The sequence below is a fragment of the Candidatus Tumulicola sp. genome (assembly GCA_036490475.1).
Lineage (GTDB): Bacteria > Vulcanimicrobiota > Vulcanimicrobiia > Vulcanimicrobiales > Vulcanimicrobiaceae > Tumulicola.
Genome location: DASXDT010000004.1, coordinates 36,604 through 61,929 on the forward strand (window position 1 = coordinate 36,604; position 25,326 = coordinate 61,929).

The 25,326-nt window shown below is 60.7% G+C and carries 31 protein-coding genes, 5 tRNA genes and 1 pseudogene; 3 read left to right on the forward strand and 34 right to left on the reverse strand.

Annotated elements, in window-relative coordinates; genetic code table 11:
• Nucleotides 1-164: 164 nt before the first annotated feature.
• Nucleotides 165-656 (forward strand): hypothetical protein, encoded by a 492-nt coding sequence (locus tag VGF98_03000; GenBank protein HEY1680594.1) that lies wholly within the window; start codon nt 165-167, stop codon nt 654-656.
• A 198-nt stretch (nt 657-854) separates the two neighbouring features.
• On the opposite strand, the gene VGF98_03005 is transcribed toward VGF98_03000, so the two are convergent.
• From VGF98_03005 to VGF98_03050, 10 genes and pseudogenes are all read right to left on the reverse strand, one after another.
• Nucleotides 855-1,916, reverse strand: coding sequence for a hypothetical protein (locus VGF98_03005; GenBank protein HEY1680595.1), 1,062 nt, complete (start codon nt 1,914-1,916; stop codon nt 855-857).
• 2 nt (nt 1,917-1,918) lie between these two features.
• Nucleotides 1,919-2,992, reverse strand: coding sequence for a hypothetical protein (locus tag VGF98_03010; GenBank protein ID HEY1680596.1), 1,074 nt, complete (start codon nt 2,990-2,992; stop codon nt 1,919-1,921).
• A 183-nt stretch (nt 2,993-3,175) separates the two neighbouring features.
• The gene (locus VGF98_03015) at nt 3,176-4,135 is read right to left on the reverse strand and encodes a hypothetical protein (GenBank protein ID HEY1680597.1); all 960 of its coding nucleotides are present in this window, start codon (nt 4,133-4,135) and stop codon (nt 3,176-3,178) included.
• A gap of 101 nt (nt 4,136-4,236) precedes the next feature.
• A complete protein-coding gene (locus VGF98_03020) occupies nt 4,237-4,887 on the reverse strand; it encodes a Crp/Fnr family transcriptional regulator (GenBank protein ID HEY1680598.1) in 651 nt (216 codons plus the stop codon).
• An 881-nt stretch (nt 4,888-5,768) separates the two neighbouring features.
• On the reverse strand, nt 5,769-6,368 hold the full coding sequence (locus tag VGF98_03025; GenBank protein HEY1680599.1) for an urea carboxylase-associated family protein: 600 nt from the start codon (nt 6,366-6,368) through the stop codon (nt 5,769-5,771).
• Nucleotides 6,338-7,135 (reverse strand): guanitoxin biosynthesis heme-dependent pre-guanitoxin N-hydroxylase GntA, encoded by a 798-nt coding sequence (gntA, locus tag VGF98_03030; GenBank protein ID HEY1680600.1) that lies wholly within the window; start codon nt 7,133-7,135, stop codon nt 6,338-6,340. Before gntA ends, VGF98_03025 begins: the two co-directional genes overlap by 31 nt.
• Entirely contained in the window at nt 7,132-8,100 is a 969-nt protein-coding gene (locus tag VGF98_03035) for a glycosyltransferase family 2 protein (protein HEY1680601.1), read from the reverse strand. The genes gntA and VGF98_03035 overlap by 4 nt, the downstream gene beginning before the upstream one ends.
• Before the next feature lie 245 nt (nt 8,101-8,345).
• On the reverse strand, nt 8,346-8,915 hold the full coding sequence (locus tag VGF98_03040) for an isochorismatase family protein (protein HEY1680602.1): 570 nt from the start codon (nt 8,913-8,915) through the stop codon (nt 8,346-8,348).
• A gap of 115 nt (nt 8,916-9,030) precedes the next feature.
• The gene (locus VGF98_03045; protein HEY1680603.1) at nt 9,031-9,339 is read right to left on the reverse strand and encodes a hypothetical protein; all 309 of its coding nucleotides are present in this window, start codon (nt 9,337-9,339) and stop codon (nt 9,031-9,033) included.
• Between the two features lie 288 nt (nt 9,340-9,627).
• A pseudogene (locus VGF98_03050) lies at nt 9,628-9,897 on the reverse strand (HU family DNA-binding protein).
• Between the two features lie 138 nt (nt 9,898-10,035).
• Between VGF98_03050 and aroA the strand changes: the two are divergent.
• Nucleotides 10,036-11,283 (forward strand): 3-phosphoshikimate 1-carboxyvinyltransferase, encoded by a 1,248-nt coding sequence (gene aroA / locus VGF98_03055; protein ID HEY1680604.1) that lies wholly within the window; start codon nt 10,036-10,038, stop codon nt 11,281-11,283.
• On the opposite strand, the gene VGF98_03060 is transcribed toward aroA, so the two are convergent.
• The 4 genes from VGF98_03060 to VGF98_03075 all read right to left on the reverse strand — a co-directional run bounded on the left by VGF98_03060 (nt 11,266) and on the right by VGF98_03075 (nt 13,714).
• Nucleotides 11,266-11,607, reverse strand: a complete 342-nt coding sequence (locus tag VGF98_03060) for a hypothetical protein (protein ID HEY1680605.1) — start codon at nt 11,605-11,607, stop codon at nt 11,266-11,268. The genes aroA and VGF98_03060 overlap by 18 nt on opposite strands.
• Nucleotides 11,608-11,609: 2 nt before the next feature.
• Nucleotides 11,610-11,930: an FmdB family zinc ribbon protein gene (locus tag VGF98_03065; GenBank protein HEY1680606.1), complete on the reverse strand. Its 321-nt coding sequence runs from the start codon at nt 11,928-11,930 to the stop codon at nt 11,610-11,612.
• A 57-nt stretch (nt 11,931-11,987) separates the two neighbouring features.
• A complete protein-coding gene (locus tag VGF98_03070; GenBank protein HEY1680607.1) occupies nt 11,988-12,491 on the reverse strand; it encodes a hypothetical protein in 504 nt (167 codons plus the stop codon).
• Between the two features lie 65 nt (nt 12,492-12,556).
• Nucleotides 12,557-13,714: a M20 family metallopeptidase gene (locus VGF98_03075; protein ID HEY1680608.1), complete on the reverse strand. Its 1,158-nt coding sequence runs from the start codon at nt 13,712-13,714 to the stop codon at nt 12,557-12,559.
• 83 nt (nt 13,715-13,797) lie between these two features.
• Here VGF98_03075 and VGF98_03080 point away from each other — a divergent pair, with 83 nt between their 5' ends.
• The gene (locus VGF98_03080; GenBank protein ID HEY1680609.1) at nt 13,798-14,574 is read left to right on the forward strand and encodes a hypothetical protein; all 777 of its coding nucleotides are present in this window, start codon (nt 13,798-13,800) and stop codon (nt 14,572-14,574) included.
• A gap of 12 nt (nt 14,575-14,586) precedes the next feature.
• On the opposite strand, the gene VGF98_03085 is transcribed toward VGF98_03080, so the two are convergent.
• The 20 genes from VGF98_03085 to VGF98_03180 form a co-directional block, all read right to left on the reverse strand.
• On the reverse strand, nt 14,587-15,048 hold the full coding sequence (locus VGF98_03085; GenBank protein HEY1680610.1) for an OsmC family protein: 462 nt from the start codon (nt 15,046-15,048) through the stop codon (nt 14,587-14,589).
• A gap of 4 nt (nt 15,049-15,052) precedes the next feature.
• A complete protein-coding gene (locus VGF98_03090) occupies nt 15,053-15,556 on the reverse strand; it encodes a hypothetical protein (GenBank protein ID HEY1680611.1) in 504 nt (167 codons plus the stop codon).
• Between the two features lie 21 nt (nt 15,557-15,577).
• Nucleotides 15,578-15,668, reverse strand: a tRNA-Ser gene (locus tag VGF98_03095).
• A gap of 20 nt (nt 15,669-15,688) precedes the next feature.
• Nucleotides 15,689-16,165: a tRNA adenosine(34) deaminase TadA gene (gene tadA / locus VGF98_03100; protein ID HEY1680612.1), complete on the reverse strand. Its 477-nt coding sequence runs from the start codon at nt 16,163-16,165 to the stop codon at nt 15,689-15,691.
• 142 nt (nt 16,166-16,307) lie between these two features.
• Nucleotides 16,308-16,384 (reverse strand) — tRNA-Arg (locus tag VGF98_03105).
• Nucleotides 16,385-16,392: 8 nt separating this feature from the next.
• The gene (locus VGF98_03110) at nt 16,393-16,629 is read right to left on the reverse strand and encodes a hypothetical protein (protein ID HEY1680613.1); all 237 of its coding nucleotides are present in this window, start codon (nt 16,627-16,629) and stop codon (nt 16,393-16,395) included.
• Between the two features lie 55 nt (nt 16,630-16,684).
• A tRNA-Met gene (locus VGF98_03115) sits at nt 16,685-16,756 on the reverse strand.
• 113 nt (nt 16,757-16,869) lie between these two features.
• A tRNA-Arg gene (locus tag VGF98_03120) sits at nt 16,870-16,943 on the reverse strand.
• A gap of 26 nt (nt 16,944-16,969) precedes the next feature.
• Nucleotides 16,970-17,059: transfer RNA gene (locus VGF98_03125), tRNA-Ser, on the reverse strand.
• A 48-nt stretch (nt 17,060-17,107) separates the two neighbouring features.
• Nucleotides 17,108-17,662, reverse strand: coding sequence for a TQO small subunit DoxD (locus tag VGF98_03130; protein HEY1680614.1), 555 nt, complete (start codon nt 17,660-17,662; stop codon nt 17,108-17,110).
• Complete coding sequence (locus tag VGF98_03135) at nt 17,659-18,798, reverse strand: glycosyltransferase (protein ID HEY1680615.1); 1,140 nt, start codon at nt 18,796-18,798, stop codon at nt 17,659-17,661. The genes VGF98_03130 and VGF98_03135 overlap by 4 nt, the downstream gene beginning before the upstream one ends.
• The gene (locus tag VGF98_03140; protein ID HEY1680616.1) at nt 18,795-19,103 is read right to left on the reverse strand and encodes a hypothetical protein; all 309 of its coding nucleotides are present in this window, start codon (nt 19,101-19,103) and stop codon (nt 18,795-18,797) included. Before VGF98_03140 ends, VGF98_03135 begins: the two co-directional genes overlap by 4 nt.
• A gap of 19 nt (nt 19,104-19,122) precedes the next feature.
• The gene (gene mltG / locus VGF98_03145; protein ID HEY1680617.1) at nt 19,123-20,118 is read right to left on the reverse strand and encodes an endolytic transglycosylase MltG; all 996 of its coding nucleotides are present in this window, start codon (nt 20,116-20,118) and stop codon (nt 19,123-19,125) included.
• Nucleotides 20,115-20,537, reverse strand: a complete 423-nt coding sequence (gene ruvX / locus VGF98_03150; GenBank protein ID HEY1680618.1) for a Holliday junction resolvase RuvX — start codon at nt 20,535-20,537, stop codon at nt 20,115-20,117. Before ruvX ends, mltG begins: the two co-directional genes overlap by 4 nt.
• 1 nt (nt 20,538) lies before the next feature.
• Nucleotides 20,539-21,306 carry a DNA repair protein RecO gene (recO, locus tag VGF98_03155; protein ID HEY1680619.1) on the reverse strand — a complete coding sequence of 256 codons (768 nt, stop codon included), beginning with the start codon at nt 21,304-21,306 and terminating at the stop codon, nt 20,539-20,541.
• Nucleotides 21,260-22,594, reverse strand: coding sequence for a hemolysin family protein (locus tag VGF98_03160; GenBank protein ID HEY1680620.1), 1,335 nt, complete (start codon nt 22,592-22,594; stop codon nt 21,260-21,262). The genes recO and VGF98_03160 overlap by 47 nt, the downstream gene beginning before the upstream one ends.
• 10 nt (nt 22,595-22,604) lie before the next feature.
• Nucleotides 22,605-23,396: a diacylglycerol kinase gene (locus VGF98_03165; protein ID HEY1680621.1), complete on the reverse strand. Its 792-nt coding sequence runs from the start codon at nt 23,394-23,396 to the stop codon at nt 22,605-22,607.
• Between the two features lie 10 nt (nt 23,397-23,406).
• Nucleotides 23,407-23,862: an rRNA maturation RNase YbeY gene (gene ybeY / locus VGF98_03170; GenBank protein HEY1680622.1), complete on the reverse strand. Its 456-nt coding sequence runs from the start codon at nt 23,860-23,862 to the stop codon at nt 23,407-23,409.
• Between the two features lie 7 nt (nt 23,863-23,869).
• Nucleotides 23,870-24,817 (reverse strand): PhoH family protein, encoded by a 948-nt coding sequence (locus tag VGF98_03175; GenBank protein HEY1680623.1) that lies wholly within the window; start codon nt 24,815-24,817, stop codon nt 23,870-23,872.
• Nucleotides 24,818-24,825: 8 nt separating this feature from the next.
• Nucleotides 24,826-25,323, reverse strand: a complete 498-nt coding sequence (locus VGF98_03180; GenBank protein HEY1680624.1) for a hypothetical protein — start codon at nt 25,321-25,323, stop codon at nt 24,826-24,828.
• Between the last annotated feature and the right edge of the window lie 3 nt (nt 25,324-25,326).

A 25,326-nucleotide genomic window follows, 5' to 3' on the forward strand; every position in this document is an offset into this window, starting at 1 on the left:
TGAGTAATTGAGTGCGCATAACGCGCGGTGGCGCTGCTCATTAAACAGCTCCATCAATGAGCTCTGTTGCGGCCAATGGGTCTCGATCGTGACATCGACTTATATTTCGGCGGCGAGCTGCGCGTTAAGTTTGGCACGCGTCACACCGTGGTAAGGAAAGACATATGAATGACTCAAGCGATTTCGAATCGGGAATCTATTATGATCCGGCGAGTGCTGAAGCGCGCATTCAGAGGCTTTACGAGCTAGGCTATTCCGACAAAGACATAAGCGTCATGATGCGCGACCAGGAGAAGGCGAAAGCCTTTGCGGCGCACACCGGCGGTCATGCTGCCGAAGGTGCCGTGACCGGCGGTGCAATTGACGGCGGCCTCGGCGCGATTATCGCCGGCCTCACGGCGACCGGCAGTATAGTCGCTGTTGTAGGAACGGGCGGTCTTGCCGCGCCCGTCGTGGTCGGTCCGCTTGTGGCCGCGCTTGCGGGCTTAGGTGCCGGAGCTGCTGCAGGTGGCATCGTCGGAGCGTTGGTTGGAGCCGGCATTCCAAAAGAAAAGGCGGAACAGTACAGCGAGGGTCTCGATCGCGGCGGTATTTTATTAGGCGTGAACGCCCGACCGGATAATCGCGATAAGGTGCGCGGCGTTTTCTCGGACTAATCCGAAAGCATTCGATCCAAGCCAAAAAGGAAGACCACGCTCCGGCGCCTAGAAGCCTTCAGTCGACCGGAGCAGACCTCCGTCGATGACGCAGGTTGCGCCGTTACGTGCACGCCGCTCTTGTCGTTTCGTGGGGAATCAAGTTCGCGCGCGCGTTCTGCGGATCGCGAGATCCTCGTGGACCGAAGAAAATGTTGATTATGCGACCACTTCTGCCCGTACGGCTGCAGCCTCGAAGTCGATGGTAAATCGTGCGAGTGTGATCTTCGCATCTGCCGCACCGTAGTAGACGTCGTACGTTCCGTCTTCCCGAACGTCGAGGCCGGTTGGAAAAACGACATCGTCGACGATTCCGAAACGTTCGTCCGGAGTGACAGGCCCAAGCACCGGGACCGGCGACCGGTATATAATGTGGTGCGGACGCTCGAGGTCGTGTACGATGATGCCCGCTCGATAGAGCAGTCCCTGACGTCCATCGCGCTTGACTGGATCGACGCCATGAAAGAACGACAGCCAACCGCCAAGACACCGCACTGGCGGCGTGCCGGCGCCGTTCTTCAGCCAGCCCCAGCGTTCGTCGACGCCAAGAAGCTCGACGCTTTCGTGCGCTTCACACAGCGCCGAAATGTCGCGTTCTACTCGCGAGACGGGGATGTATGCGAGATACGTCGTTTCACGGTGGCTTGGATCAAGGGCCAGGATCACGGAGATTGGCGTCTGCCCGTTCACGCTGCCCGGCAACATCGGGCGATGGTAGAACGCATAGGACAGCACGCCGGTAGGCGAGAGCACCGGCTCTGGGAAGATAGCCGCGTCTTTGTTGTCGCGAGCGTTGAGCGGATGGTTTACAAACTCGACGAGCCCAAGCCGGCGCCACGAATATCCATCGCTGGATACAGCTAGCGCGATGCGAGGACCCGCGTCGCCGAAGGCGGTGTACGCCATGACATAAGCGTCGAGTCGGGGGACGAAGGTGACGCGAGCATCCTCGCAACCGTGTTCGCCATCGCGCAGCTCGTAGGGCGCTTCGGGTTCCAGCACGTATCCCAAACGCTCGAACGTTACGTTGCCATCAGATTCATCGCCTTTCGTCAGTCCGATTCGTGAAACGTTGCCTTGTGCCACGATGCGTGGATACATGAGCAAAGCTCCGCTGCGATCGCGCGTGACACCGGGATTGAGTACACCTTCTATTTCGTTCGCGCTCCCGTCGGACGCGAGCACGATGCCCAAGCGGGTGTAGGTCGAAGAAACTTCCACGATCAAGCGCGCTTCTTTTTAGTAGGCGTGAAGCGGATTTCGTACCGCGTGTCGCCGTTGCAATCGTAAGTCGCGTGCCCTTCGACCGACGTGGTTCCTTTGAGGCGGCTCGATTGGCCGCGTTTCGTAACCAGGTGCGGCAACGCGGGTTTCTCGGCGTCGATCGGAATGACGCGCAGCCGGCATTCTCCACGCGTATCTCCGCCGACGTGAAAGCTCGCCAGCGTTGCATTACCCCGCTTCTTCGTGGCGAAATCGTAGATAGGGTAGCTACAGAATATCATGCAATTTGCCGAGTTTACGAGGGTGTAATGGCGCCCCGAATAGACGAACGGCAAACCGGAACCGTAGAGCTCCTGACCGACCTCACCGGATAGTTTGGCGCCGTCTTGAAGATCTTCGAGCGGTATCGATAGTGCGCGTTCGACCTTGCCGTTGCGGCTTTTCTCGGCGACGCCATCGACGGGCAGCGCGTCGGGATAGTAAAACCAGCCACGATCGAGGCTATACTTTTGGTATTCGGCAAGCAACAATCGAACGGATGGGCGAATGCCGGCGCCGCCGAGCGCCAAATAGTCGTGGAACTTCGCCTGCGTTTCCATTTCCTCGTACGCCGCCAAATACGGCGCGTCGTGGAGGGGAAACAGGCCGAAAAACGTGGTGTAGTATTGCGCTTTGCCGTAATCACATTCCCACAGCCACATGTTGTCGAAGATGTTGGCCAGACAGAATTCGCTCAGCTCGAGATACGAGCGTTCTTTCGTAAGCAACCAGAGCCGTAGAGCCGCTTCGGCAGCAAATCCGGTCGTGTTCGTTTGATACCCAATCGCGAAGCCGAGGCCCTCCATCGTTGCGATGGCGCGCTTTGCTTCGTCCAGATATTCGGGTTCTCCGAACATTTCGTGAGCGTCGAGCATCACCAACGCATACAGGCCCGCAACGTCGCGCTCGCCGCCTTTGCCCGGCGCGGACTCCGCTCTTACGACCGCGAGGGTTTTGAGGTTGAAAAAGATGGGCCAACGATAATCGAATCGCCGGGCGACGCGCACGGCAAACTCGAGCGACTTTCGAAACATCGCGCGTGCCTTTGCGTTCCCGAGCGTTGCGAGACGCGAGACGTTGAACAGCGAGTGGTACAAAATACCAGCTGTCCATCGCCTCGTGATTCATGTTATCTTCGGACTGATCGCCGAAATCAGCGCCCGGCAGCCAACGCACGACCGAACCGATCGCCGGATCGAAAAACGCGTCGATCCCTTTCATGAGCGTGGCTGAAAGCGGGCTGCGATAGCCTCTCCACTCCTCATATTCGAGGGTGTTGACCAGCACGGTGAGAGTTGGACCATGCTTTCGGGCGGCTTGGTGGTGTCGCCCACGTACGGCATGATGTACCGATGGCCGTCGCGCTCGTACGTGCACGCCGGCGAAAGGCAGAGGTCGCGCATCGTTTTGCCGGCGCGCTCCGGCCAATCGTGGTATGCGGCGGGAGGCCGTTGGAGCGACAGATAAATGTCGGCTAACAAATCGAAGTATTCGCCAGCTAGTTCGTTCGGCGCCGGATACCGGCCGGGTACGACGGCCAAGAACGCGTCGGACAAAACGAACTCGCGCGAGCCCGGCAGCGGGCATCCCGCATTGACCGGGGCTACAAAGCCACCCTCCTCCAGCGTTCCGCCGACTGTTCCGGCGGGCGACGTTTGTGTTGTAGCAAACAGATCCGTTAACGACGAGAAATTTTGCAGATAGAGTATCGAGGCCGTGACCGGCGCGTCGTAGCTGGCGTACACAATGCCGGTGCGTAGACCGCGCTGCGTGGTATGGACTTCACCGCTGCAACCGTCGGCGCCAAACAGATCGCGCATCGGCTGCAGCAAAGCGTCGCGTGCGGGTAGCAGCGACGTCGTGCAACGTATTGCCAGTTCTGCCGACTTCGGAAAGGCGATCCTTAACCGAACGGCGCCGAGCGACGTGCACCAATCACAGACCCACTCGTCATCGACGCGTGACAGTGAGGGCTCGCCTTCTATCGGTGCGCCGACGCCGCAGCGCAGCGCCACGATGTCGGAGGTGCCGTTTGTTGCAACCACCCAGAAATTCTCGAGGCCCGCGCGCAGCTCGTAGAAAACCTCGCCGCGCTGACCAAGTTCGATCAACCGCATGGCGCGGAACGCGTCATTGTTTCTCGCACGGCGTAACGGTGGAAGCATAGTCTCGGGCATGACGGTCGACCTCCGTTGTTCGTGCGTGTGAGGGTTGGAGTCGTCGGCTCACCGATTTACGCGCCATCTATACCGCGGACGCGTTTTTCTTAAACCCAGCCCTAGTAGGCCAAGAACTGCACCGGATCGTCGCCGTTTACGGCCGCGCGGAGACTGTGGGTAAACTGATCCGCCGTGATCTGGTAGCACTCGCACGCGGCCGACTCCAGCCCTTTACGATCGCGAATTTCCACATGCCCTCGGATATATTTGATGAAGCCCGCCTGTTGTAGCGAAGCTGCGGCAATGCTTACCCCCGGCCGATGCACGCCAAGCATAATGGCCAGAAACTCCTGCGTGAGGTCGAACTGATCTCCGCCGACGCGATCGTGCGACATGAGGAGCCAGCGGGCACAACGTTCGTCGACCGTATGCAAGCGATTGCAAGCGATCGATTGGCCCATAAAATTAAACAGCGCTTCGGTGTACCTGCGGACGATGCGCTGGAACGTTCTGGCCGTCTTGAGGTGCCGCAAGAACCGGTCGACGGGCATGCGTAACGACTCGCCTGGAATTTGACAGATCATTTGGCTCGGTGCGCGATCGCCTCCAAGAATCAACTGCGCGCCGGAGAGCCCTTCCAGCCCGAACGTGCCAATCTCAACGGCCGCCCCGCTTTGCATGACCGTGAGTACAGAAAGCACCGCCCCTTGCGGAAAGTACACGTGCGACAGAGGCTCGTCGACCGGATATAAAATGTCGCGGACGCGCAATGTTATGCGCTCGAGGTCTGGCCGGATTGCGGCCTGCTCTCGCTCCGGTAAAGCCGCGAGAACCCGATTCTTGAAGGGTTGGATTGCGAAACACCTACATGCTGACTGTCGTCAAGCAAGTAAGCGCTGTGTGCTTGCCGGAGAACCAATTAAGCATAGCACGGCTCAGTCCGCTTATGTACGAATTACTACAAAGAAAAATGTTTGCCGCTGTGTTTGATTTCATACAGAACCGAAAGGCGTTTTCATTTACTATCGGCGTGCGCGATCTCAAGGGAGGTTTCGATGCACGACAATCGACCGCTAGTAATCCGGCTTACCGATGACGAGTGGGACCTGTCGAAGCGGGGAAAGCTGCAGTTTCTTCTCTCCCCAGCGACCGAACGACCGCGCGTATGCATCGACATGAGCGCGGTCACATTCATGGACGCTAGTTGTCTTGGAAAGCTCGCTAATATGCAAAGAGAACGCCGCCGTAAGGCCGGTCTAGGCCCTGCCACGTTCGTCGTAATGTACCCGGCGGTCCGGAGACTTTTTAAACTGGTTGGCTTTGACAAAGTTTGGCCGATTTTCGGCACCTTGGACGAGGCGCTCGCCGGTGATTCGCCGCAGGACGATCTGGACTACAAAGCTGCGATATAGATTTTAGGAGACCTTTTCGTCGCCCCGCGTCGCATCGCGAGCTGCCTGCTTGACCTCGTCGGCGCCCGAAGCGCAAACGGAGTGTTCGCACTGGCAGCTCGCGTTATCGTTTGACGCCTTGCATTTGGGATCGCAGTACTCGCCCTCAGCGCCGGTTTGGCACTTGCAACCGTCGCCACGGCAGTTGTATTTGGAACCTTCCATCGCTCCCTCTTACCCATCTACGGGCGTTATCGGCGTCAGTTGCGTTGTGCCAGTACTTCGTAGGCGATCGGCTTGCACTGTCCGGCGTTGGTCAACTCCGACGAACATGCAGTGATTCCAACGATAAGATCCCGCTGGGCGCGTAGCTCGAAGCGGTCGCCAACGCGCGACGGCGGAGGATGGATCGTTATGCGCCCGTCTGGATCGACACGAACGTCCATAAACACGTTGAGCGTCGCGACGATAGCATGCGGGCCGATTCCGAAGGGCGCAAGCGATGCCGTTAGGTTTGCGTGGCAGCTCGGGTGGCCGAACTCGCCGCGCTTGGCAAACATTGCCTGGCTGCACGGGGCGAGCAACATATCGTGAACGCCGACGTCGTCGCGCGTTATCACTGCGAGTTCGTTGCTGCGTTGCGAGTAGAGCGCATCGTCGACGCGCACTTTGATACGTTCGAGATAGTCGATGGTTCGGCCGGGCGAAAACGACTCTAACACGTCGGCGGCGCTGAACAAGGCGAGGTCGGCGACTTGACCGCCGACCGTATCGATGATTGCAAGCGTGTCACCGCGACGCAGCTGCACCGCAGTGCCGGTTTTGGGCGCTAGGAGTGTTGTTGGGGACGAAACGGGCATTTCCAGTCATCCTCCGTCGCGCGGCCTGCGTACTGGCGCGCCTCACTGCGGGTTCCGAATTCGCGAAGTTCGGGATTTAGCGATCCTTGCAGCGTGAGTTCGCGTTTGCGAACGGCCGTTACGATGCGATCGAAGTCTCCCGTTTGTCGGGCGGTGTCGAACTGGTCGTGCGAGTTGAACGCGAGGGCCGGCATGAAGAACCGTCGCGACGTGCGAGACGCGTTAGGATGCATGCCGACGATAAAAAATGCGGTTCCTGCGAAGCTGAATGAGAATTGTGGGTTTGCGGGATCGCTGGCTACGGACGCGTTGTACGGATTGTGGCGCGCGTCGAGTTCGTGGAGACGTTGTAGAATGCGCCAGAGATTGCGTTCGAACCAGCGTTCGTCGCCGCAGCTGAGTTCCTCGAACGTGGCGACAAATGTGGCGTAGCGTGAGTGTATGGACGGGCGCTCGGCCACGAAGGCCGCGAGGTCTCTTGCGACGCCTTCTATCGCTTCGGAGGGTGCGAAGCCGGGATAATAGCCGAAGCGGTAACCGCCGGCAGTTACGGCGGCCTTTGCAGCCACGCACGAGCAGTTGTCGCTTTGTACGAACGCGCGCAGCGATGCATCGGTAATGCGAGCGCGAGGCGATGGCTCGCGTCGATCGATCAGCCGCGTGAGCGTGTCGTTTTCGAAGGCGCTGTAGTTGCTGAACCTGCGCGCTGCCGCCGATACGAACGGTGAGGATATAGTGTATTCGTCGAGCGGAGTATCGGCGTTCACGGTGTGTTTCTTGTCAGGCGTGCGGGTGGTGTTGCGGCATCGCGAATCACGTTCCCAGCGTAGCGAATGCCGCCGCGGGAAACGCGTTGGTAGATGGCGATCCACGCGCATAGTCCGCGTTCTACCAGCCAGAGCGGGGCGGCGGCGACGCTCCAGAGTGAGAAGTGCGCCCAGGCACCGTCGCGGAGCCAACCGGCGAATGCGAGAGCGATTCCGGCGATCGCTAGCGCTTCAGCGACGGCGGGCGCTTTTAGCAGCACTGAGGCGCAGAGTAGTGGGATAATGGTTAGCGCTACGGCGAGTCGCGCGGGCCGCGCGAATTCGTCGTAAGCTTGGCGCACGCGCTGGCTCCAGTATTGCTGGGACGTTGGGGCTAGACGGCGCACGAAGATGTCGCGAGCGACACGCTCTCTCCCGCCGTTGGCGCGGATGGTTCGGACGAGTTCTAGGTTTTCAAACAGCACGTCGGCGTTGTAGCCATCGGGCAAGGCGCTCTTGCGAATTGCGAGCGTACCGGGCCAGTCGCCGTCGAGGCTTCGATTGATCAGCGAGCGCGCACCGTCCAAGATCGCATGCCAGGGCGTGGGTTTGAAATAGTTCTGCGGGCGTACGACTTCGGCGCTGCCCAGTGCTTCGATAACCGCGCGCAAAGCGTTTTGGTCGTAACGAACGTCGTCGTCGGCAATGACGACGCGCTCGCGCGTAGCGTGCTGTAGACCGGTGAGGACGCCGCGCACTTTGCCGTTAAGGCCTCGCAGGGACGGATCTGGCGACAGATGCTTTACTGCGGTGGGCAGAGCGTCGCGCAGCGCGTCGAACGCGGCGGCGGGCGAGCCATCGACGACGATGATTTCGGAAATCGGGAGCGACGCGAGATAGGCGGCCAGCTCTCTTTCGTGAGCGGGTTTTTCGCGCCGGATTGGGAGCAAGTAGGTAGCGTCGATTCTTGGCGAGGGTTCGGTCACGGTTCATCGCTTCTGCCCGGCGCGTCTTCGCATCAAACGTATTTTGGCGTAGAATAAGAGACATGAATCGTTATAGACGGGCGGCTTTTGCCTTATTGGCGGTGCTTTTACCTGCCAGCACGGGCTGCCCCATGACGATTCGCCGGCGCAGCCAATGGAATCTCTGCACGTCGTCGACGTTTCCGTGCAAACGTTGAGCCGTTGGCTCGACGTTTCACATCAACGCGGACTTATCTGCCGGGTAATTAGCTGTTGAGAAGCGCGAGTGCTTGCTTCGAGCGACGGTCGTTAAAATCGTGGGCGAGTTCGCCGAGAATGGCCGGTACCGACCACATTTCCACGCCGGCTTGTTGCATTCGCATGACCGCGGCCCACTCGCCTCGCTCGGATTTTCCGTTGCAGGCGTCGAGCGCAACCATCACACGGTAGCCTTTGGCGAGGCCGCTTAACGCGGCACGCTGCACCGCAATTTCGGTGACGACGCCGCAGACGATAAGCGTCTTGCGGCCGGTTTGTTCGATCACGCGCGCGATGTCGTGATCCTCGAGTGAATCGGTGCCGTTGCGGATACGGACCGGCACCGAGCCCGCGAGCGTCTCGCGAAGTTGGTGCGTTAGTTGCGGCTCGCCGTTTACGACGACCGTGCTGACCACGATCGGCATGTCGAATAATTGCGCGGCACGAGCGAGCTTTCCGGCGGCGTCGTCGACCGACTTCTTATCGGCGGTCTTCGCGCCTTCGACGATTCCGTGCTGGTGATCGACGAATAGCACGACTGCGGCACCCTCGAGGGGCGGAGTAGCGGATTCTGGCATACGCCGCCTATACCCAAATCCCAGTCGTATTCGTCAGCTCGACCGCGTGCCGTCTTCGGTGCGTTTCGCCAATACCGTTGCGCTTCTAGCCTTCATACGGCCGCCTTTATTTGCATCACTTCCGAATCAAGAAGACGCGGCGGTACGACCAACAGTGGCGGATGGCTGCACCCAATAAAACGGCCGCGCCGAGTGCGAGGCTAAAGCGCGCCATCAACGTCGGTGCGAACGCGGTGCAGCCCGCCACCAACGAAGTGGCGCATATAAGCGCAGCTGCGAGCAGCAGCACTTCGCGGGCGGTCAAAATCGGCAACCCCCGATTCTTACGGTGCAAATAGATCAGCAGGATCGCGTACAGATTGTAGCCGCCGAGCAATCCGATCAAGGCGATTGTGACATACGCGGCGGTGAAGTCTGCATTCATTTGTAAGGAAAGCCGGACAGCGCGAAGGGACGCCGGTTTAAAACCGTCGTCCCCATCGTACCTTTTTTGACACTACGCGCGTACGCGTCTTGCCGTTTAGCGGCGCGTCTTGCGACCGCTGCTGGTCTTTTTCGCTGCGGCCTTACGCGCAGGCGCTTTTTTCGCGACGGGACGAGCCGAGCCGCGCGCCGGAGCCTTCTTGGCCGTGGATTTTGCTGCCTTGGATTTCTTACGAGCGCCGGCCGCCGACTTTGCGCCGCCTGCCGATCTCGCGCCGCGCTTCGACATCACGGCTTCTTTCAGCGCCTTCGCTGGCAAGAATTTGAAGACGCGTTTCGCGGGAACTTTAACCTGTTCGCCGGTGGCCGGATTGCGAGCCATGCGAGCCGCACGATCGCGCACCTTGAACTGGCCGAACCCCGGGATTTTCACCGGCTCGCTGCCGACGACTGCCGCCTGGATATCTTCGAAGACTCCGTCGATCAGCGCGGCGGCGTCCTTACGCGAGAGGCCTTCCACTCGCTCCATGGCCGACCGGGTCAAGTCTACCTTGTTCATCCGTACCTTTCCGTTTGAAAGCAAAGCACTTGGGGCGTCATCTACCCCTTCAACGTTCGATTTCCTATGGATTTTTCAAGAAAAATGCGGTTTTTTCGCGCGCAGGGAACGCACCGTGCGACGGTAATTAGCTGCCCAATGCGCGGCGAGGTTACGATTCCGGGAGACAAATCCATCTCGCATCGAGCGCTTATTGCCGCCACTCGTGCTAGCGGCCCGGTTTCCATCGACAATTTGAACGGCGGCGCCGACGTTTCGGCGACGCGTAACGCATTGAGGGCGCTGGGTGCACGCATCGAAAAACGCGACGGAGGCCGCATTTTGGTGCATCCGGCTACGTTGCGCGACGCGCTCGAAACGCTGGAATGCGCCAACTCCGGATCCACCGCGCGGATGCTGCTGGGCGCGTGCGCGGGCGCGGGCGTGCGAAGCCGCTTCGACGGCGATGCGTCGTTGCGCGTCCGACCGATGGAACCGGTGGCCGCGCAGCTGCGCGCGTTCGGTGCGCGGATCGAAACGACCGCCGGAACGCTGCCGCTGGAATTGGGCGGAACGCCCCAAATTCAAACGCGAAACTTCATATTGCTCGGCCCGTCGGCGCAGGTGAAATCGGCGCTGTTGTTCGCCGGATTGTTCGCGGGAGTGCCGGTTACGATTCGCGGAGATCGCGGCTCTCGCGACCACACCGAGCGGCTATTGCGCTATATGGGCGCCGAGATTTCATGGGACGCGCGCGGCGTAGAACTGCAGGCCGGCGCGTTGCATTCCGACCCGATTCGGGTTGCGGGCGATTTTTCGGCCGCGGCGTTTTTCCTCACGGCGGCGGCGATTTCGCCCGGCGCGAGCGTCACCGTGCGCGATACCGGCGTCAATCCGACGCGCACCGGGTTGCTGGATGCGTTGGCATCGATGGGATCGGTCGTTCGCCGTTCGAACGAGCGCGAGGTGTGCGGCGAACCGGTCGCCGACGTGACCGTTACGCACGCGCCGCTGCGCGCGGCCTCGATCGACGCGGATCTGGCGCTGCGCGCGATCGATGAAATTCCGTTGCTGGCGCTGGCCGCGGCATTCGCCGAGGGAGAGACGATGATCGCGGGCATCGCCGATTTGCGCACCAAAGAGTCGGATCGCGTCGCGGGAATCGCGCGATTGCTGGGCGGTTGCGGGATCGACGTTGTCGCGCAGGCGCGAACGCTAGCGATTCGCGGGGGCGTTCCCCGTTGGCAGGGCGGCGTTTTTGCAACGCACGGCGATCACCGTTTGGCGATGGCGGCGGCAATTTTGGCCTGCGCCGTGGGGCCGGTCGAGATCGACGATCCGTCGTCGGCCGACGTGAGTTTTCCGGGCTTCTTCGAGAAGCTCGAGCGTTTACGCGTTAGCGCGTAACGTCGCAGCGAGCGCGCGAATCGAGAGGGCGACGAGCGCGATTGCCGTGCGTGCGCGACGCATGCTCAGCACTTTAACGCCGGTCCGTATCGCGAGTAGCGCGGCTTGCGAGCGTGCGATCATCGCGGGCATCGCGTCGACGTCGGCGCGGATGCGCTCGACGGCACGCTCGGCGCGCGCGGTATCGAAGAACGAACCGAGCGCCGAGAGGCGCCGGCTGCGCGTGTCGAGAGTCGCTTTTTGTTTGAGCACCGCGCCAATACTAACGGCGATCGCGACGATCGCGAACAACCCGCAGGCGGCCGGGATTATCCAGAAATACACGGCTATGCCGCGGGCTCTGAGGCCTTCGGTTTGGGCGCTTCCGTTTTGGGAGCGGCGGGCGCGGATTCGGTCTTGGCCGGCTCGGCCAACTTACTTTCCGCCGCGGGCTTCGATTCGGAGGGCGCCGGGGAGTTCGACGACGACGATTTTCTCGAATCGGTTACGTAGAATCCCGAGCCTTTGAACACGATCGGCGCAGGGTTGAACACCCGCGCCAACTTGCCGCCGCACGAGGGACACACGTCGGTGTGGGTTTCGTCGAAGCCGCGACGAATTTCGGTGGTCTGGCCACATTGCGTGCATTTGTAGTCGTACAGGGGCATATCAGGTTCGATTATACCCGATTGCGGTTTGCGGTCAACGACGCCCGGGGCTTGGACCTAAAGATCGGCCAGAATGAGGTCGTCGCGACGGAATTCGACCAGGCCTTTGAAATGGACCAGGCCATCGTCGAGCGCCGAATTCAGCTTACGCTGGTTGCGCCAACCCTCCATCAGGTGACCGATCCGGCCGTGGTACGACGGATACGAAACGCGCAGATGCACGCGCGAACGCGACGTACGGTTTTCGATGCGGAACTCGATCTTCCGGCGGCACGAATACGCACCGACCAAAGAAAGATGGTGATTCGTTATGAACGACTCGACTTCGTAGAGTTGTTCTTCTTCGCCCGGAATCGAGGAGCGTACGACGATTTCGCTGCCAAGCGCGATTACGTCGCCAGCGTTTTGCAGGCGTGCGCTTCGTAAAAATGGCAACCACACCGGCCATTTTTCGACCGCGCAGATCAATCCGAACGTAACTTCAGCGCTGCTCTCGACGTCCAGACTTCCGCTGAGCCAACGGCGTCCGGCGTCGCTTTGAAGATCCTTAGCGACCGCCATACGCCAAAATTCGCTGTAGGCATAAGGCTCCCTGCACCGCGATCCTTCCACAGAGTTGTGCACCGCTATCCACCAATTCCACCAATTCCACCGCTTCCGACCGCTGTGGCGAAGGCCACCAGCGTTTGCACGCCGACCGGCAAGGCGGCCTCGTCCATCACGAACTGCGGACTGTGACCGGAGTGAATCGCGCCGATGCTCTCGTTGCGCACGCCCAGCCGAATTTGCAAGCCGCGGACGCGTTGCGCGAAGTATGCAAAATCTTCGCCGCCCATCGTCGGCATCGGCCGTTCGACGTTTATCTGCGTTTTTTCGCGCACGTAGTTGGTGAATTCTTCGGCAAGACCCGAATCGTTGACGACCGGCGGATAACCGCGCACGACCGTTACTTCTGCGGTTGCATTATATGCGCCGGCAACGCCATTGGCGATGCGCTCGACACGCGATTGCAGCGCGTCGCGCACGTCTGGATCGAAAGCGCGCAGCGTTCCGGTCATTTCCACCGCATCGGCGATCACATTGTTGCGATAGCCGCCGCGAATCGTTCCGATCGTAACGACGACCGCGCCGAGCGGATCGGTCTCGCGCGCCGCGATGTTTTGCAGCGCGGTTACGACCGCTGCGGCGGCGGGAATTGCGTCGACGGCGTTGTGCGGATACGCGCCGTGGCCACCGCGCCCGCGAATCGTCAGATGCAGCTCGTCGGCCGACGCGTTGACCGGCCCGGGCGTTATGCCGATCGTTCCGGCATTCAATCGAACGTCGACGTGCAACATCGCGATCGCGTCGACTTTGGGATCGTCGAGCGCGCCTTGCGCGATCATCGGCTCCGCGCCCCCCGGCCCTTCTTCAGCCGGTTGGAAAATCAAAACGACGGTGCCCTGGAATGCGTCGCGGCGTTCGCTCAAGACGCGTGCCGCACCCAGCAGCATTGCGGTGTGCGCGTCGTGCCCGCAGGCATGCATCGCGCCGGCGATCTGCGACGCGAACGGCAGACCGGTACGCTCGTCGATGGGCAGTGCGTCCATATCGGCGCGGAGCGCGGCCACTCTCCCGTGGCGCCCGCCACGGAGAATTCCGACGACGCCGGTGCCGGCGAGGCGGCGCCGCTCGATGCCGAGCGCGTCGAGTTCTCGCTCGATCAGCGCGGCCGTTTCTGTTTCTTCAAATCCGAGTTCGGGACGGCTGTGAATCGCGCGGCGCAGCTCTACAACGCGCGCCACGGTCGCTTCGCCCGGCATGACGATCATTTGCGCAGGGTTAGGCGGCGGTACCGGCGTTCCCGCCGGAGAATACGGCAGAACCGATGATTCCGCCCGATTTAGCTTTCGCGCTGCTGATCAACCGCACGACCGCGTATTACCAATCGCACGTGCCGCAATACATGACGTACAGCGAACGCACGCACGTCAGCGCTCCCTCTCTCGGGCGAGCGCAGGATATCAATCGCTCGGTCGCGGTGCGCGTGGCGGATAATTTTGCGGTGATGCGAGACCTTCCGAACGGCGGCGAGCGCACCGGACAAGCCTTCCCGATCCTTTCATATTTCGACCCGTTGTCGGAGTTTCAATTTTCGTATTTCGCGAACCTCAAACGAGTCGACATCACGATCGTCCGCGGACGTCCGTACACGCTGACGATTCCGGCGCCCGACCCGTCGGTCGACATGGTCGTACCATACAATAGCTATTGGGACGCTCGTTACGCGCCCGATTCGACCGAGTCGGCGATTCACCTGATCATCGATCCGACGGCGCGGCTTACGGGTTTTTATCCGAGCGATATCGTCGAAGATTCGGCGTCGCAGCTTCCGTCGCACATCGAGATGCGTCTGACTGGCGGCGACGACGAGCATATTTCGCTGGATTACAAGATTATCGATGGATACTGGGTCATAACGCACGGCGTGTTTTCTGCGACCGAACACGCGGTATTCATGACGTTTAAAGTCGTTGCCGATATCACGTTCGACAACATCACGTTTATGCAGACCGCGCCGGATCCGCGACTTGCGGGAACGCCGAGCCCTGCGACTCCGACGCCGGCGGCTTCGCCGTTGCCGTCATCGGGCGGTGGCGGCTAGGTTTCGTTCGCACTACGTTTCGACGTACCGCGCTTCGTAGTTCACGGGAAAATTGATCGATCGCGCGATAAAGCAGTAGCGATGGACTTTCTCATGCAGCGCATCGGCTTTCTTTAGATCGGTCCCGCGTTCGACGGTAATCACCGGGCGTAGAATCGCACGTTCGAATTGCCCCTCCCCGGCTTTTCCGCTAATACCGATGCCCAGCGGATCGTCTTCGTATCCGCGCACGATAATCTTCGCGCTGCTGGCGAGATGCAAGTACCAAAGCATGTGACAGCCGGCGAGACTCGCGAGCAGCAGTTCTTCGGGGTTGTATCTCGTCGGATCTCCGCCGATTGCCGGATCGTTCGAACATTCGACGGACGTTTTCTCCGACGGTTCGATCTTCCAAGTGCGATCGTAGCTGCGATACGCTTGCGTTCCGTCGCCGCGATCGCCGGTCCATCGAATCCGCGTTGTAAAATCCGACATTCGCTTAACGGATAAGCGTGCCGGTGGCTATTGGATGGAAGGTCGTGCTTCCGGGAGGCGCCAGTTCGAATTTCACTGCAAGGGTCGTCGGATTGGAGAGCTCGTACGATAACCGGAACATTGGTGCATCGGCGCGAGTAGCGCTAACGAATGTTACGGATCGACCCGCCACAACGTCGGCCTTGATGTAATGGATTACGTGCGTTCCATCCGAATAATCCGCGCGGACAGCACCGCCTTCCGGATAGATCATCATGATCTGATCGAAGCTACCCGCGGGCTGGCCCGACGCGGCGAAAAGATCGGTGTGATCCTTACGCACTATGACGTTGCCGCCGGCTTCCAGCGTAAATGTCGAACGACCCTTCGACGTTTCTCTGGTCTCTGCGACATTGCCACTACCCGTCCGCCAGTCTCCAATGAGAAACGACAGACCGGCTAGCTGCGGGCTAACGCTCTGCGCAAGCGCCGCACCCGATAACAGAACGCCGAGGGCGATTAGAATCACCAGGCCGCTTGCATATAAAGCTGGCGGAGAGGGAGAGATTCGAACTCTCGGAACGCTCATCACGTTCGCCCGCTTTCGAGGCGGGTGCCTTCAACCACTCGACCACCTCTCCGCGATGAGCGACCGCCTAAGCTACGGCGCCGCCCGCTCAATGCCTTCCGCGGCCCGACGGCCCTCAAAAAAGCTCCGCAATTGCTCGGCAGTTTCCGCTTGCAACACGCCTGCGTCGATAGCGATACGGTGGTTGGTTTTCGGCGAGCGCAACACGTCGAACGCGCCGCCGTCGGCTCCGCCTTTTGGATCGTTTGCTCCGTATACCAGGCGGCCTACGCGTGCCGCGAGGATCGCGCCGGCACACATCAGGCATGGCTCTTTTGTGACGTACAGTGTCGCATCGGATAATCGCCACCGCCCCAGGCGCCGCGCAGCTTCACGGAGCGCAAGCATTTCCGCGTGCGCAGTTGCGTCGGCGGTCTTTTCTTTTTCATTGTGCGTTTCGATCGTCACGTCGCCGCAAAGCAAAACTGCGCCGACGGGAACGTCGCCGTCGAGCGCGGCGATGTCGGCGAGGTCGATTGCGCGACGCATATAGCGTTCATCGTCGTTCACTCGATTCCGAGTCAGCCACGCCTTTTTAGAAACGACTGAATTAATGAATGCCCGATCCCTTCCAGCGCCATCAGTTCGTAATTGTGTTTGGTATGAGCAACTCGATCCTGACGGTATTCATCAGCGTATTGCCTCGGGGAAATGGTGCGCCCGGAGGGATTCGAACCCCCGGTCCCAGCCTTCGGAGGGCTGTGCGTTATCCAGCTACGCTACGGGCGCAGGCGTCGCTACCGCGGAGTTTCTCCGGCTGGGCCAGCACTCGGCATGTGCTTGAACAGGTCGAGTTTGTGGTCGACCAGCGTTCGGTAGAACTTCCGAACGCAGTCCGGATGTCCGAAAAAGTAGGTGCGCGCGTAGGCGAGATCGTCGCCCGAACTGTCGGGAACGTAGTGCGAAATCTCCACTTCTTCCATTTGCACCCGGTCGACCGGGTGCGGGCAGAAATCGCACGGGATAGTTGACATTATAGGTTTTCCTCGGTTCGGACCGGCCCGGTGTCGGAGCCGGTCCTTTCAAACTTGACTCGGGGGTGATTTGAACACCCGACCAAGGGCTTATGAGTCCCCTGCTCTACCGCTGAGCTACCGAGCCGCGGCTGCGCGAACGTAGTCGCTTCGACACCGTACTGTAACAGAACCCGCTCTACTCCCGCAAGGTTCGGATAACGAACTGCCGCCCGTTTAAGGGCGGCTTTTCGCAAGATCTGCGGTCGGAGGGACTCGAACCCCCAACCTACAAGTTCGTAGCCTGTTGCTCTATCCAATTGAGCTACGACCGCACGATATTTTTTGTCTTACGCCGATTCGGAGAGAGAGGGATTCGAACCCTCGGTACGACTTTACATCGTACAACGGTTTAGCAAACCGCCGCCTTCAGCCGCTCGGCCATCTCTCCCTTGCGACGACCGACTATACCACAGGCTTGCCGCTCGTCCCTCGCGACTCACGGGTTCGGCGGCGCTGTCGGCCGGACCAGCGGCGGTTCGGGAACGAACTCGGCGCGGACCGTCGCGGGCGGCGGGGGACGCCGGCTCCTTATGAATACCGCATCGACGCCAAGAGCTCGTCCGGTTGGCAACACCAAGCTGATTGCGGAGAGTACGAGCATCGCCAGGTCCAATCCCTGAAGCGTCGTCAGCGACAAGATCCCGCCCTTTGATGCTATGAAGTTCAGCGCCAAGAAAACGCCTACGAGCCCCCCCAAGCGGGTCGCGGCGCCAAGAATGAGCGACGCCCCTACTAGGACCTCTGCCAAGCGTTCGAGTTGAGCGAAGAGGCCGATATTCGGAACGACCATCGTCGTGAGAAACGTGTGATATCCGCCCGTCGAGGCAGCGACGGCTTTGTCGAGGAAGCCGGACATCATTCCGGTTGGCGGCATGAACGCAGCGGCGTCGGTAAATTTTGGAACTCCGTGAGCGATCCACATGCAGCCGGTGGCGACACGCGCGATAGCCAGCCAAAACGCGTACGTCCGGGACGAAGGAAGAATGGTCATGCGACGACCGCCTTTCGTAAGGAGACCAAGCGTGCAATCATCGACGCAGCTTCACCTGCAGCGTTCGGCCGCGCCAGTTTGCGAGCTGCCAGAGCAATGTCATCCCGCAAACGGCTATCGGTCAGCACGCGTTCCAACGTTTCCGCGAGATCGTTTAAACGCCGAACGCGCAGACCGGCGCCTGCTTCAGTGATGACGCGAGCGTTCCGCTCTTCTTGCCCAGGTAACGGCTTATAGAGCACGAGCGGCACCTGCGCGACCAACGCTTCGGCGACGCTTAACCCTCCGGGTTTCGAAACGAACGCATCGGCCGCATGCATATAATCGTACACGTTATCAACGAACGTTAGCACCCGAACTGGGAAACGCACTTTCTGTGCCGTGGCCATCACCTGGCGTTCGCTACGCGCGTTTCTACCGGCGATTACAACGAGCGTGAGCGGAAGATCGAGAGACTGCAACGACCGCATCATTCGCTCTAACGGACCGATTCCGAGACCGCCGCCCATCATCAGCACGACGAAACCGTCGCGCGGCAAGTTCAAACGTTCGCGCAATCCGTTGCGCCGATCGGGAGAGGGCGCGAACTCGGGCTTGACCGGAATTCCGCTGGCGGTGACGCGGTTCGGGTCGATGCCGCGGGCGATCATGGTCGAGCGAACCTCGTCGCTCGCGACCGCATATGCATCGATATCGGCATGCAGCCAGAAACCATGAACCGCATAGTCGGTAACGATTCCGACGACCGGTGGCGCGGCGGAATACATGCGTTTGTATTCTGCCATGGCGCCGCACGGAAATGCGTGCGTGCAGACGACCGCATCGGGTTGCCAGCGCTGTATCAGGCGATGCAGGTTTTCTGCCGTAAATTGATGCGCCCACGTTCGGAACGGACCGACTTCGGTCGCTCGTTCCGCGCGATTGTAGATGTACCGATACATCTGCGGGATGGTTTTGACCATTTGGATGTAGCCGTCGGATACGACACGCGATACGACGAGCGCCGCATATTCATATGAGTCGACAATTTCGGTCTGGACGGACGGATCGACGGCACGTAATCCTTCGCACACGGCTCCGGCCGCGGAAAGATGACCGACTCCGACACTCGCGGACAGAAAAAGAATGCGGATCAGCTGCCGCCGTTCTCGTCGTTCGACTCATCGACAATCTCGAGGAAATCTTCGAGGATTTCTTGGGCGAGGTCATCGTCTTCGATCAGATTGCCGTACAGATCGGTAACGATCGCCTGACCCTCTTCTTCGGGATTTGATTCGTCGGTCGCTTCGGGCATCAGCACTGCGTACGAAGTTCCGTCGTCGGGGTCTTCCAGAATTCCGACGACCGTAAACTGGTGTTCCGCACCGTCGGTCGTTTTTATATGCAGTATATCGCTGAGTTCGAGCGCTTCTTTGGGCGTTTCGCCGTTATCCGTCGTCACCGTTCGTTCAATCTTTCTTTTAGTGGAGGCAGCGCGCTACGTTGGATTGATGCTCGGACAGCGTCCGGGCGAAAACGTGATGGCCGCTACCACAATAGACGTAGTAGAGAAAGGGCGTCTTCGACGGATGCAGGGCCGCTTCCAGCGATGGCAGGCCCGGGTTTGCGATCGGCGTCGGCGGAAGGCCCGGATGCAGATACGTGTTATACGGCGAGTTCAGCTTGAGGTCGGAGAACGACAAGGCTGTCTTATGGTGCGGGAGCGCGTATTCGATCGTCGCATCCACCTGTAGCGGCATTTTCAGACGGAGACGGTTGTAGATCACGCTTGCGATTAAGGGGCGGTCGGCGTCTATTTTGGCTTCGCGTTCGACCAGCGAAGCGACCGCTACGGCTTGCACGACGTCCACGCCCTGGCGGCGAGCGGCCGCGGCCGCATCGTGTGGAAGTTCGCTCGCAAACTGGCCGGTGAGCTGCGCGGTCACTTGTGCGGGCGTAGCGTCGAGCGCGACCAAATAGGTGCTCGGGAACAGGAACCCCTCGAGATTGCGCGTTCGCGTGCCGGCCACGATGGTCGTTTGAGTCATGAACGCGCGCTCCAAATCGCCACGCTTCCCTATACCCGCCTTCGCCAGCCGATCCGCGATTTGGGCCGCGGTGAAGCCTTCGGGTATGGCGACCCAGGCCGCGACCTGCGCACCGCCGCTTTGAAGCGCATGGAGCACTTCGTCCTGTGTTTCATGCGACGGAAACCGATATTCGCCGGCATGCACGTCGCCCTCGCGTTTGCTCAAGCGGGCCAACACTCGAAACGTGAGCAGGTTTGAAATCGCGCCATCTTGCCGCAGTTGCCGGGCGATTTCTGCAAAGGTCGCGCCGCGCGGGATAACGACCTGCACGTCGTGTTGCGGTGCCGTGCGATCCCGAAATGCCACGTACCAAAACCAGCCGCCGATTGCAGCGAGTAGCAGAACGCAGACGCCGGCAAGCGTCGCGAATCCGACACGCCAGTTCATTCGGCCGCGCGCCGCTTGCGCTGCAGGTAGGTGTCGAGGATTAGCGCTGCGGCCATTTTATCGACGACAGTCTTGCGCTTCTTACGGGAAACGTCGGCGGCGATTAGCGTCTTGGTTACCTGCGCGGTGGTGAGCCGCTCGTCGACGCGATGGATGGCACCTGGAAACGCCCTCGCGAGCACGGCGACGAACGCGTCCATCTTGGTCGCTGCGGGGCCGCGCTGGCCCGACAGGGTTACCGGATCTCCGACCACGATCTCGCTCGCGCCATATGACTCGGCAAGTTCGACGATGCGTGCGATGTCGAGCGCCGACGACGAACGTTCGATCGTCGTCAATGGCATCGCGAACGTTTCACTCGGGTCGGCCACGGCGACACCGATACGCTTTTCGCCGACGTCGAGCGCGATGACCGGCACGCTACTGCTGTGCCAACTCGGCGAGCTGCGTCCCCGCTTTCGGACGGCGGCCGAGATGGTGCGTTATCAACTCGTCGATGGCTCGCGCAACGGGAATACGAGCGTTCATCGTAGCGCCGGCGCCGCGATCGGCACCGACCGCGCGGAAGTTATCGCGGTCTTCAAGCGTAATGGAAGGCAGGTCGCGCCAGCGCTCCCGGCATCGATCGTCGATGAATCCGCCGGCCTGCGCGTCGACATAGACGACGTCGGCGCCGAGCGGTGCGCCACAGCGCACGCAATCATCGCACGGAGGCCCGAGCCCGAGCATTTCCAGCAGCCGTAAGGAAAATCGCGGAATGACCGATTGCGGAGTGTCGGAATGGGCTATCGCCTGCAGCGTACCGACGAGCAGCGAATAGATGTCGGGCACGGCCAGGTCGGGTTCGCAGAACGCATCGATGAGCTCTACGGCTAACGACGCAACGGCAAATCGCTCGGGTCGAACCAAATCGATCCACGGAGCACTGACGATTTCGGCGGCGACGATCACGTCGAGCGATCGTCCGCGGTGCATCGACAAATCGCACTCGTTGCCGAACTCGAGACGGCCGGCCAGATGGCTTCCCGAACGGCGGACGCCTTTTGCGACGGCGTCCAATTTGCCGCGCTCGGTCGTCAACAGCGTTAGAATGCGATCGGCTTCGCCGAGTTGCCGGCCGCGTAAGACGATCCCGCGCGTCTTATAGGCGCGAGGTTGCGTCGTCGTCTTCCTCTTCTTCGCTGGGATCGGGAGTGCCGTTGGAAAAAATGCGCACGGCTAAGATCCGGCGGCCGCGCATGCGTTCGACGCGCAGGCGTGTAGCGGCGTCTCCAACGATTTCTTCGCCTTCTGAAGGCAGCCGGCCGAAGCGTCCGACCGTGTACCCGCCGATCGTCTCGAAGTCTTCGGTTGGAATGTTTGTATGCAAACGCGCGTTCACGTCTTCGATATTAGTGCCGGCATCTACGATCGCTTCGCCTTCGGATACCACGTGAATGGCCTCTTGTTCGTCCTCGTCGTGTTCGTCGCGAATCTCGCCGACGATCTCTTCGAGCAAGTCTTCCATCGTCACGAGTCCGGCCGTTCCGCCATATTCGTCGACGACGATCGCCATCGAGAACTTGTCGCGCTGCATCTCGCGCAACAACTCGGCGATCTTCTTGCTCTCGGGCACGTGGACCGCAACCCGCATCAGCGTGCGTAACGGCGTGTTCGCCAACGAGCCGTTCGCCAAGGCGACCAACAGTTCGCGGTCGTGTACGACGCCGACGATGTCGTCTTTGGATTCCTGATAAACCGGCAGCTTGGAGTAGCCTTCGGCGATGACGACGTCGAGCACGCGACGAGCGGGATCGGTCACCGACACGGCGACCATCTCCGGACGCGGCTTCATCACTTCCCGAACGATCGTATCGCCGAACGCCATGACCGAATGAATCAGTTCGCGCTCTTCTTCTTCGATCACGCGTTGTTCGGCGCCGACGTTGACCAACGTGCGGATATCTTCTTCGGTTACGTACATCTTGTTGCCGTGCTTGATGCCGAACGGCCGCAACAGCAACTCGGTCGCGAACTGAAATGTTTGCGCGATCGGGTTCAGCACGAGAGCGGTTCCGCGAATCGCCCCGCCGAGAATCAGCACCCATCGCTCGTTGTCGGCGGTCGCAACCATCTTGGGTATAATTTCGCCGAACAACAGCATGACGGCCGTCATGAAGACGGTCGAGACTACCGCCGCGGCCGGCAGCGAGAGTTCGATGGCCATGTAGGTTGCCAGCGAATCGGCAGCCAGCAGAACGATCGTGTTGCCGACCAGAATCGATGTCAGGAATCGATTCTTGTCGTCGACCAGTTGGAGCACGCGAGCGGACCCACGGAGCCGGCGCTCGGCCATGGTGCGCGCGCGCAGGCGAGAGACCGAGATCAGGGCCGCTTCCGAGGCTGCGAAAAAGGCCGCAAGCGCGACCAGCAGCAGCAAGATGGCGAGGTGGGCCCAGAAGACCTCGGGACTACTTCGATACGAGTCGGTGTTCAAATCGGCGCCATTATAACACAACGTGCGGGCGGACGAGGACGTAGATCGCCACCGCGACGATCGTTCCGAGCACGGCGCCCCAGAGAACCTCGAAGGCGCTGTGGATACGGGCCTCGACGCGAGTCTGTGCGACGAGGAATGCCACGAAGTAGCCGAGAGCCGCAGCCAGCGGCTTACGATAGAAGAGCGCCAACATCGTCGCGACGGCGAACGCCAGCGCGGCATGACCGGAAACGGCGCCGCCCTGTAACGCCGATCCGCGCCCAAAGCGCGCCTTGAAGAAAATCGTTGCGATTCCGACCACTGCGATAACGATAAGCGCGATATTGGCCGGAACCTGCTGCACGGCTTCGAAAACGGTCTGGCCGCCGCTGAGCAGTCCCTGATAAAAGATCAGATAGCCGGCGATGACGGAGCCGGTGGCCGCTACCAGCACCGCGCCGGCCGCTGCGTCTTTGGCCGTCTTGGCCAATGGATGGTGCGCCGTGGTAAGCAGATCGACGATCGCCTCGATCGCGGTATTCACCAGCTCCATACTCAGTACGAGCGCCACGAACGCGACCGTCGCGATGACGTAGGGACGTTCGAGTCGCAAGACCAACGTCGCGAGCAACACCAACGCCGCGATGATGAAGTGGATTCGCATGTTGGGTTGCGTGCGCGTCGCATGGATAATGCCATCGAACGCATGTGAAAACGAGCGCCAGAATTTACTTTCGTCGATACGAACGTACTCGGGCCGGCGCCGCTTAGGGTCGACTTCGAGATCGGTCGCCGAGGGATCGTCTTGCGGATAACGCATCGGCTAACAGCTATGCGTCGTACGGCCACGGCAGCGCGATGGCGGCCGCTAGCCGGCGTTCCTCACGTGTCATGACTTCTCGCTCGCGTTGTTCTTCGTGATCGTGCCCCAAAACGTGCAGCAATCCGTGGATGAGCAAGCGGTACAACTCGGCTTGCAGTTTCGCGTCGTAATCGGCGGCTTGGCGGCGCGCGGTGTCGATCGAGATGACGACGTCGCCGAGCAATCGCTCGGGATCGCCATCATCGCGCGGGGCATCCGGTTCGAGCGGAAAACTCAACACGTCGGTCGGCGAATCTTTACCACGGTGCTGCTGGTTCATGACTCGAATGGTCGCGTCGTCGACCAACGTCAAGGAGATCGACGAGCCGTCCTCGCCGCAAGCACCGAGTAGCGTTTTAGCGGTGGCGACCAATGCGCGGCCATCGACGCCGCTGCGCCGGACGCGATTTCGGTAGTGGATCACCAGTGGATCACCGCTCGAGTTTTACCTGGTAGGCGCGGATGATCCGCGATACGAGCGGATGCCGCACGACGTCGCTTTCGTTGAGTTCGACGACGCCGACGCCTTCGACCCCGGCCAGTCGGTTAGCCGCGTCGCGCAAACCGCTACGATCTCCCGAGGGTAGATCGACTTGCGTTGCGTCGCCGGTGACGACCATCGTGGAACCCGACCCCAGCCGAGTAAGAAACATCTTGATTTGATCCGATGTGGCGTTCTGCGCTTCATCCAAGATAACGAATGCGTCGGACAGCGTGCGGCCACGCATGTACGCGAGCGGCGCGATCTCGAGCGTCCCGCGCTCCATATACCGGTTGACGATGCCTTCCTCGAGCAACTCCGCAAGCGCGTCGAACAACGGACGCATATACGGATCGAGTTTTTCTCGGAAATCGCCGGGAAGAAAACCTAGTTTCTCGCCAGCTTCGACCGCAGGCCGCGATAAAATTATTCGCGACACGTCGCGACTCTTGAGCGCTCGAACGGCCATCGCTACGGCTAAGAACGTTTTACCCGTACCGGCCGGCCCGACGCCGACCGTCAGCGTGTTGTGCTCGATGGATTCGACGAAGGCGCGCTGTCCGTTGGTGCGCGGGCGAATTTCGGTACCACGCTGCGTTCGAAGCAACGTGCGCGGCACTTCGCTAGTCTGCGGACGCTCGTGAACGTCGGCGATTGCGAGCCGCACGTCGTCGGGCGTAATGTGCGCACCGTCGACCGCGGCTGAAAGCACCCGGCGGACGACGCGTTCGGCACGCTCGACATCGGGAGCCTCGCCGGCGACCAGCAGACGGTCCCCATCGGCGTGGAGCGACACTTTCAGGGCGGATTCGATGGCGGAGAGGTTGCGATCGTACTGTCCGAACAGACGGACGCGATCCGGCAAGCCCTCGAGTTCGATCGTTCGTTGAGCGGTCAACGAGCGAGTTATTCGTTGCGCAGGGCGAGAGGCTTTCCGATGACTTCAGAAAGGATGACTGCGTCGGCCAGCCTGCGGCGATTGCTCAGCAAAGCGTCGATTGCAGATGTCCGGCGTGGAGGCCGTTCGTCGATCAGGTGCATCATCGGCTCGGCGGCGCCTATGACAAGGGACGCAGGCATTGGAGCCGCGGGTGCGACCGGAGCCGTCGGTGCGGAGGGCGAGGCGGACGGTGGCGCCTGCCGGGCCGGCGCCGCTTGAGCCCTCGAGCCACCCGGCGGCGTCGGAGCGAGTGAAGCCGGTCGGGGCGACAACACGGTCGCTCCGCCGGGTCCTACTCTCACCGTGACTGACTCGGCGATTCTGCGAGCTTCGGCGAGAGTACCAGCCACGCCGGCGGACTGCGTTGTCTTCGCGGGAGCGTTGCGGCGGGCGCTCTTCACGATGCTCGAAACGACACCGGCGAAGATGACGATCGCCCAGACGACCAGGCCGAAGTCGTGCATCCG

Coding starts and splice junctions, on each gene's coding strand:
- VGF98_03000 (HEY1680594.1), top strand. CDS start 165: ATGAATGACTCAAGCGATTTCGAATCGGGAATCTATTATGATCCGGCG.
- VGF98_03010 (HEY1680596.1), bottom strand. CDS start 2,992: ATGTTTCGAAAGTCGCTCGAGTTTGCCGTGCGCGTCGCCCGGCGATTC.
- VGF98_03015 (HEY1680597.1), bottom strand. CDS start 4,135: ATGCCCGAGACTATGCTTCCACCGTTACGCCGTGCGAGAAACAATGAC.
- VGF98_03025 (HEY1680599.1), bottom strand. CDS start 6,368: ATGCCCGTTTCGTCCCCAACAACACTCCTAGCGCCCAAAACCGGCACT.
- VGF98_03040 (HEY1680602.1), bottom strand. CDS start 8,915: ATGCCAGAATCCGCTACTCCGCCCCTCGAGGGTGCCGCAGTCGTGCTA.
- VGF98_03045 (HEY1680603.1), bottom strand. CDS start 9,339: ATGAATGCAGACTTCACCGCCGCGTATGTCACAATCGCCTTGATCGGA.
- aroA (HEY1680604.1), top strand. CDS start 10,036: ATGCGCGGCGAGGTTACGATTCCGGGAGACAAATCCATCTCGCATCGA.
- VGF98_03065 (HEY1680606.1), bottom strand. CDS start 11,930: ATGCCCCTGTACGACTACAAATGCACGCAATGTGGCCAGACCACCGAA.
- VGF98_03070 (HEY1680607.1), bottom strand. CDS start 12,491: ATGGCGGTCGCTAAGGATCTTCAAAGCGACGCCGGACGCCGTTGGCTC.
- VGF98_03080 (HEY1680609.1), top strand. CDS start 13,798: ATGATTCCGCCCGATTTAGCTTTCGCGCTGCTGATCAACCGCACGACC.
- VGF98_03085 (HEY1680610.1), bottom strand. CDS start 15,048: ATGTCGGATTTTACAACGCGGATTCGATGGACCGGCGATCGCGGCGAC.
- VGF98_03110 (HEY1680613.1), bottom strand. CDS start 16,629: ATGTCAACTATCCCGTGCGATTTCTGCCCGCACCCGGTCGACCGGGTG.
- VGF98_03130 (HEY1680614.1), bottom strand. CDS start 17,662: ATGACCATTCTTCCTTCGTCCCGGACGTACGCGTTTTGGCTGGCTATC.
- mltG (HEY1680617.1), bottom strand. CDS start 20,118: ATGAACTGGCGTGTCGGATTCGCGACGCTTGCCGGCGTCTGCGTTCTG.
- VGF98_03165 (HEY1680621.1), bottom strand. CDS start 23,396: ATGCGTTATCCGCAAGACGATCCCTCGGCGACCGATCTCGAAGTCGAC.
- VGF98_03180 (HEY1680624.1), bottom strand. CDS start 25,323: ATGCACGACTTCGGCCTGGTCGTCTGGGCGATCGTCATCTTCGCCGGT.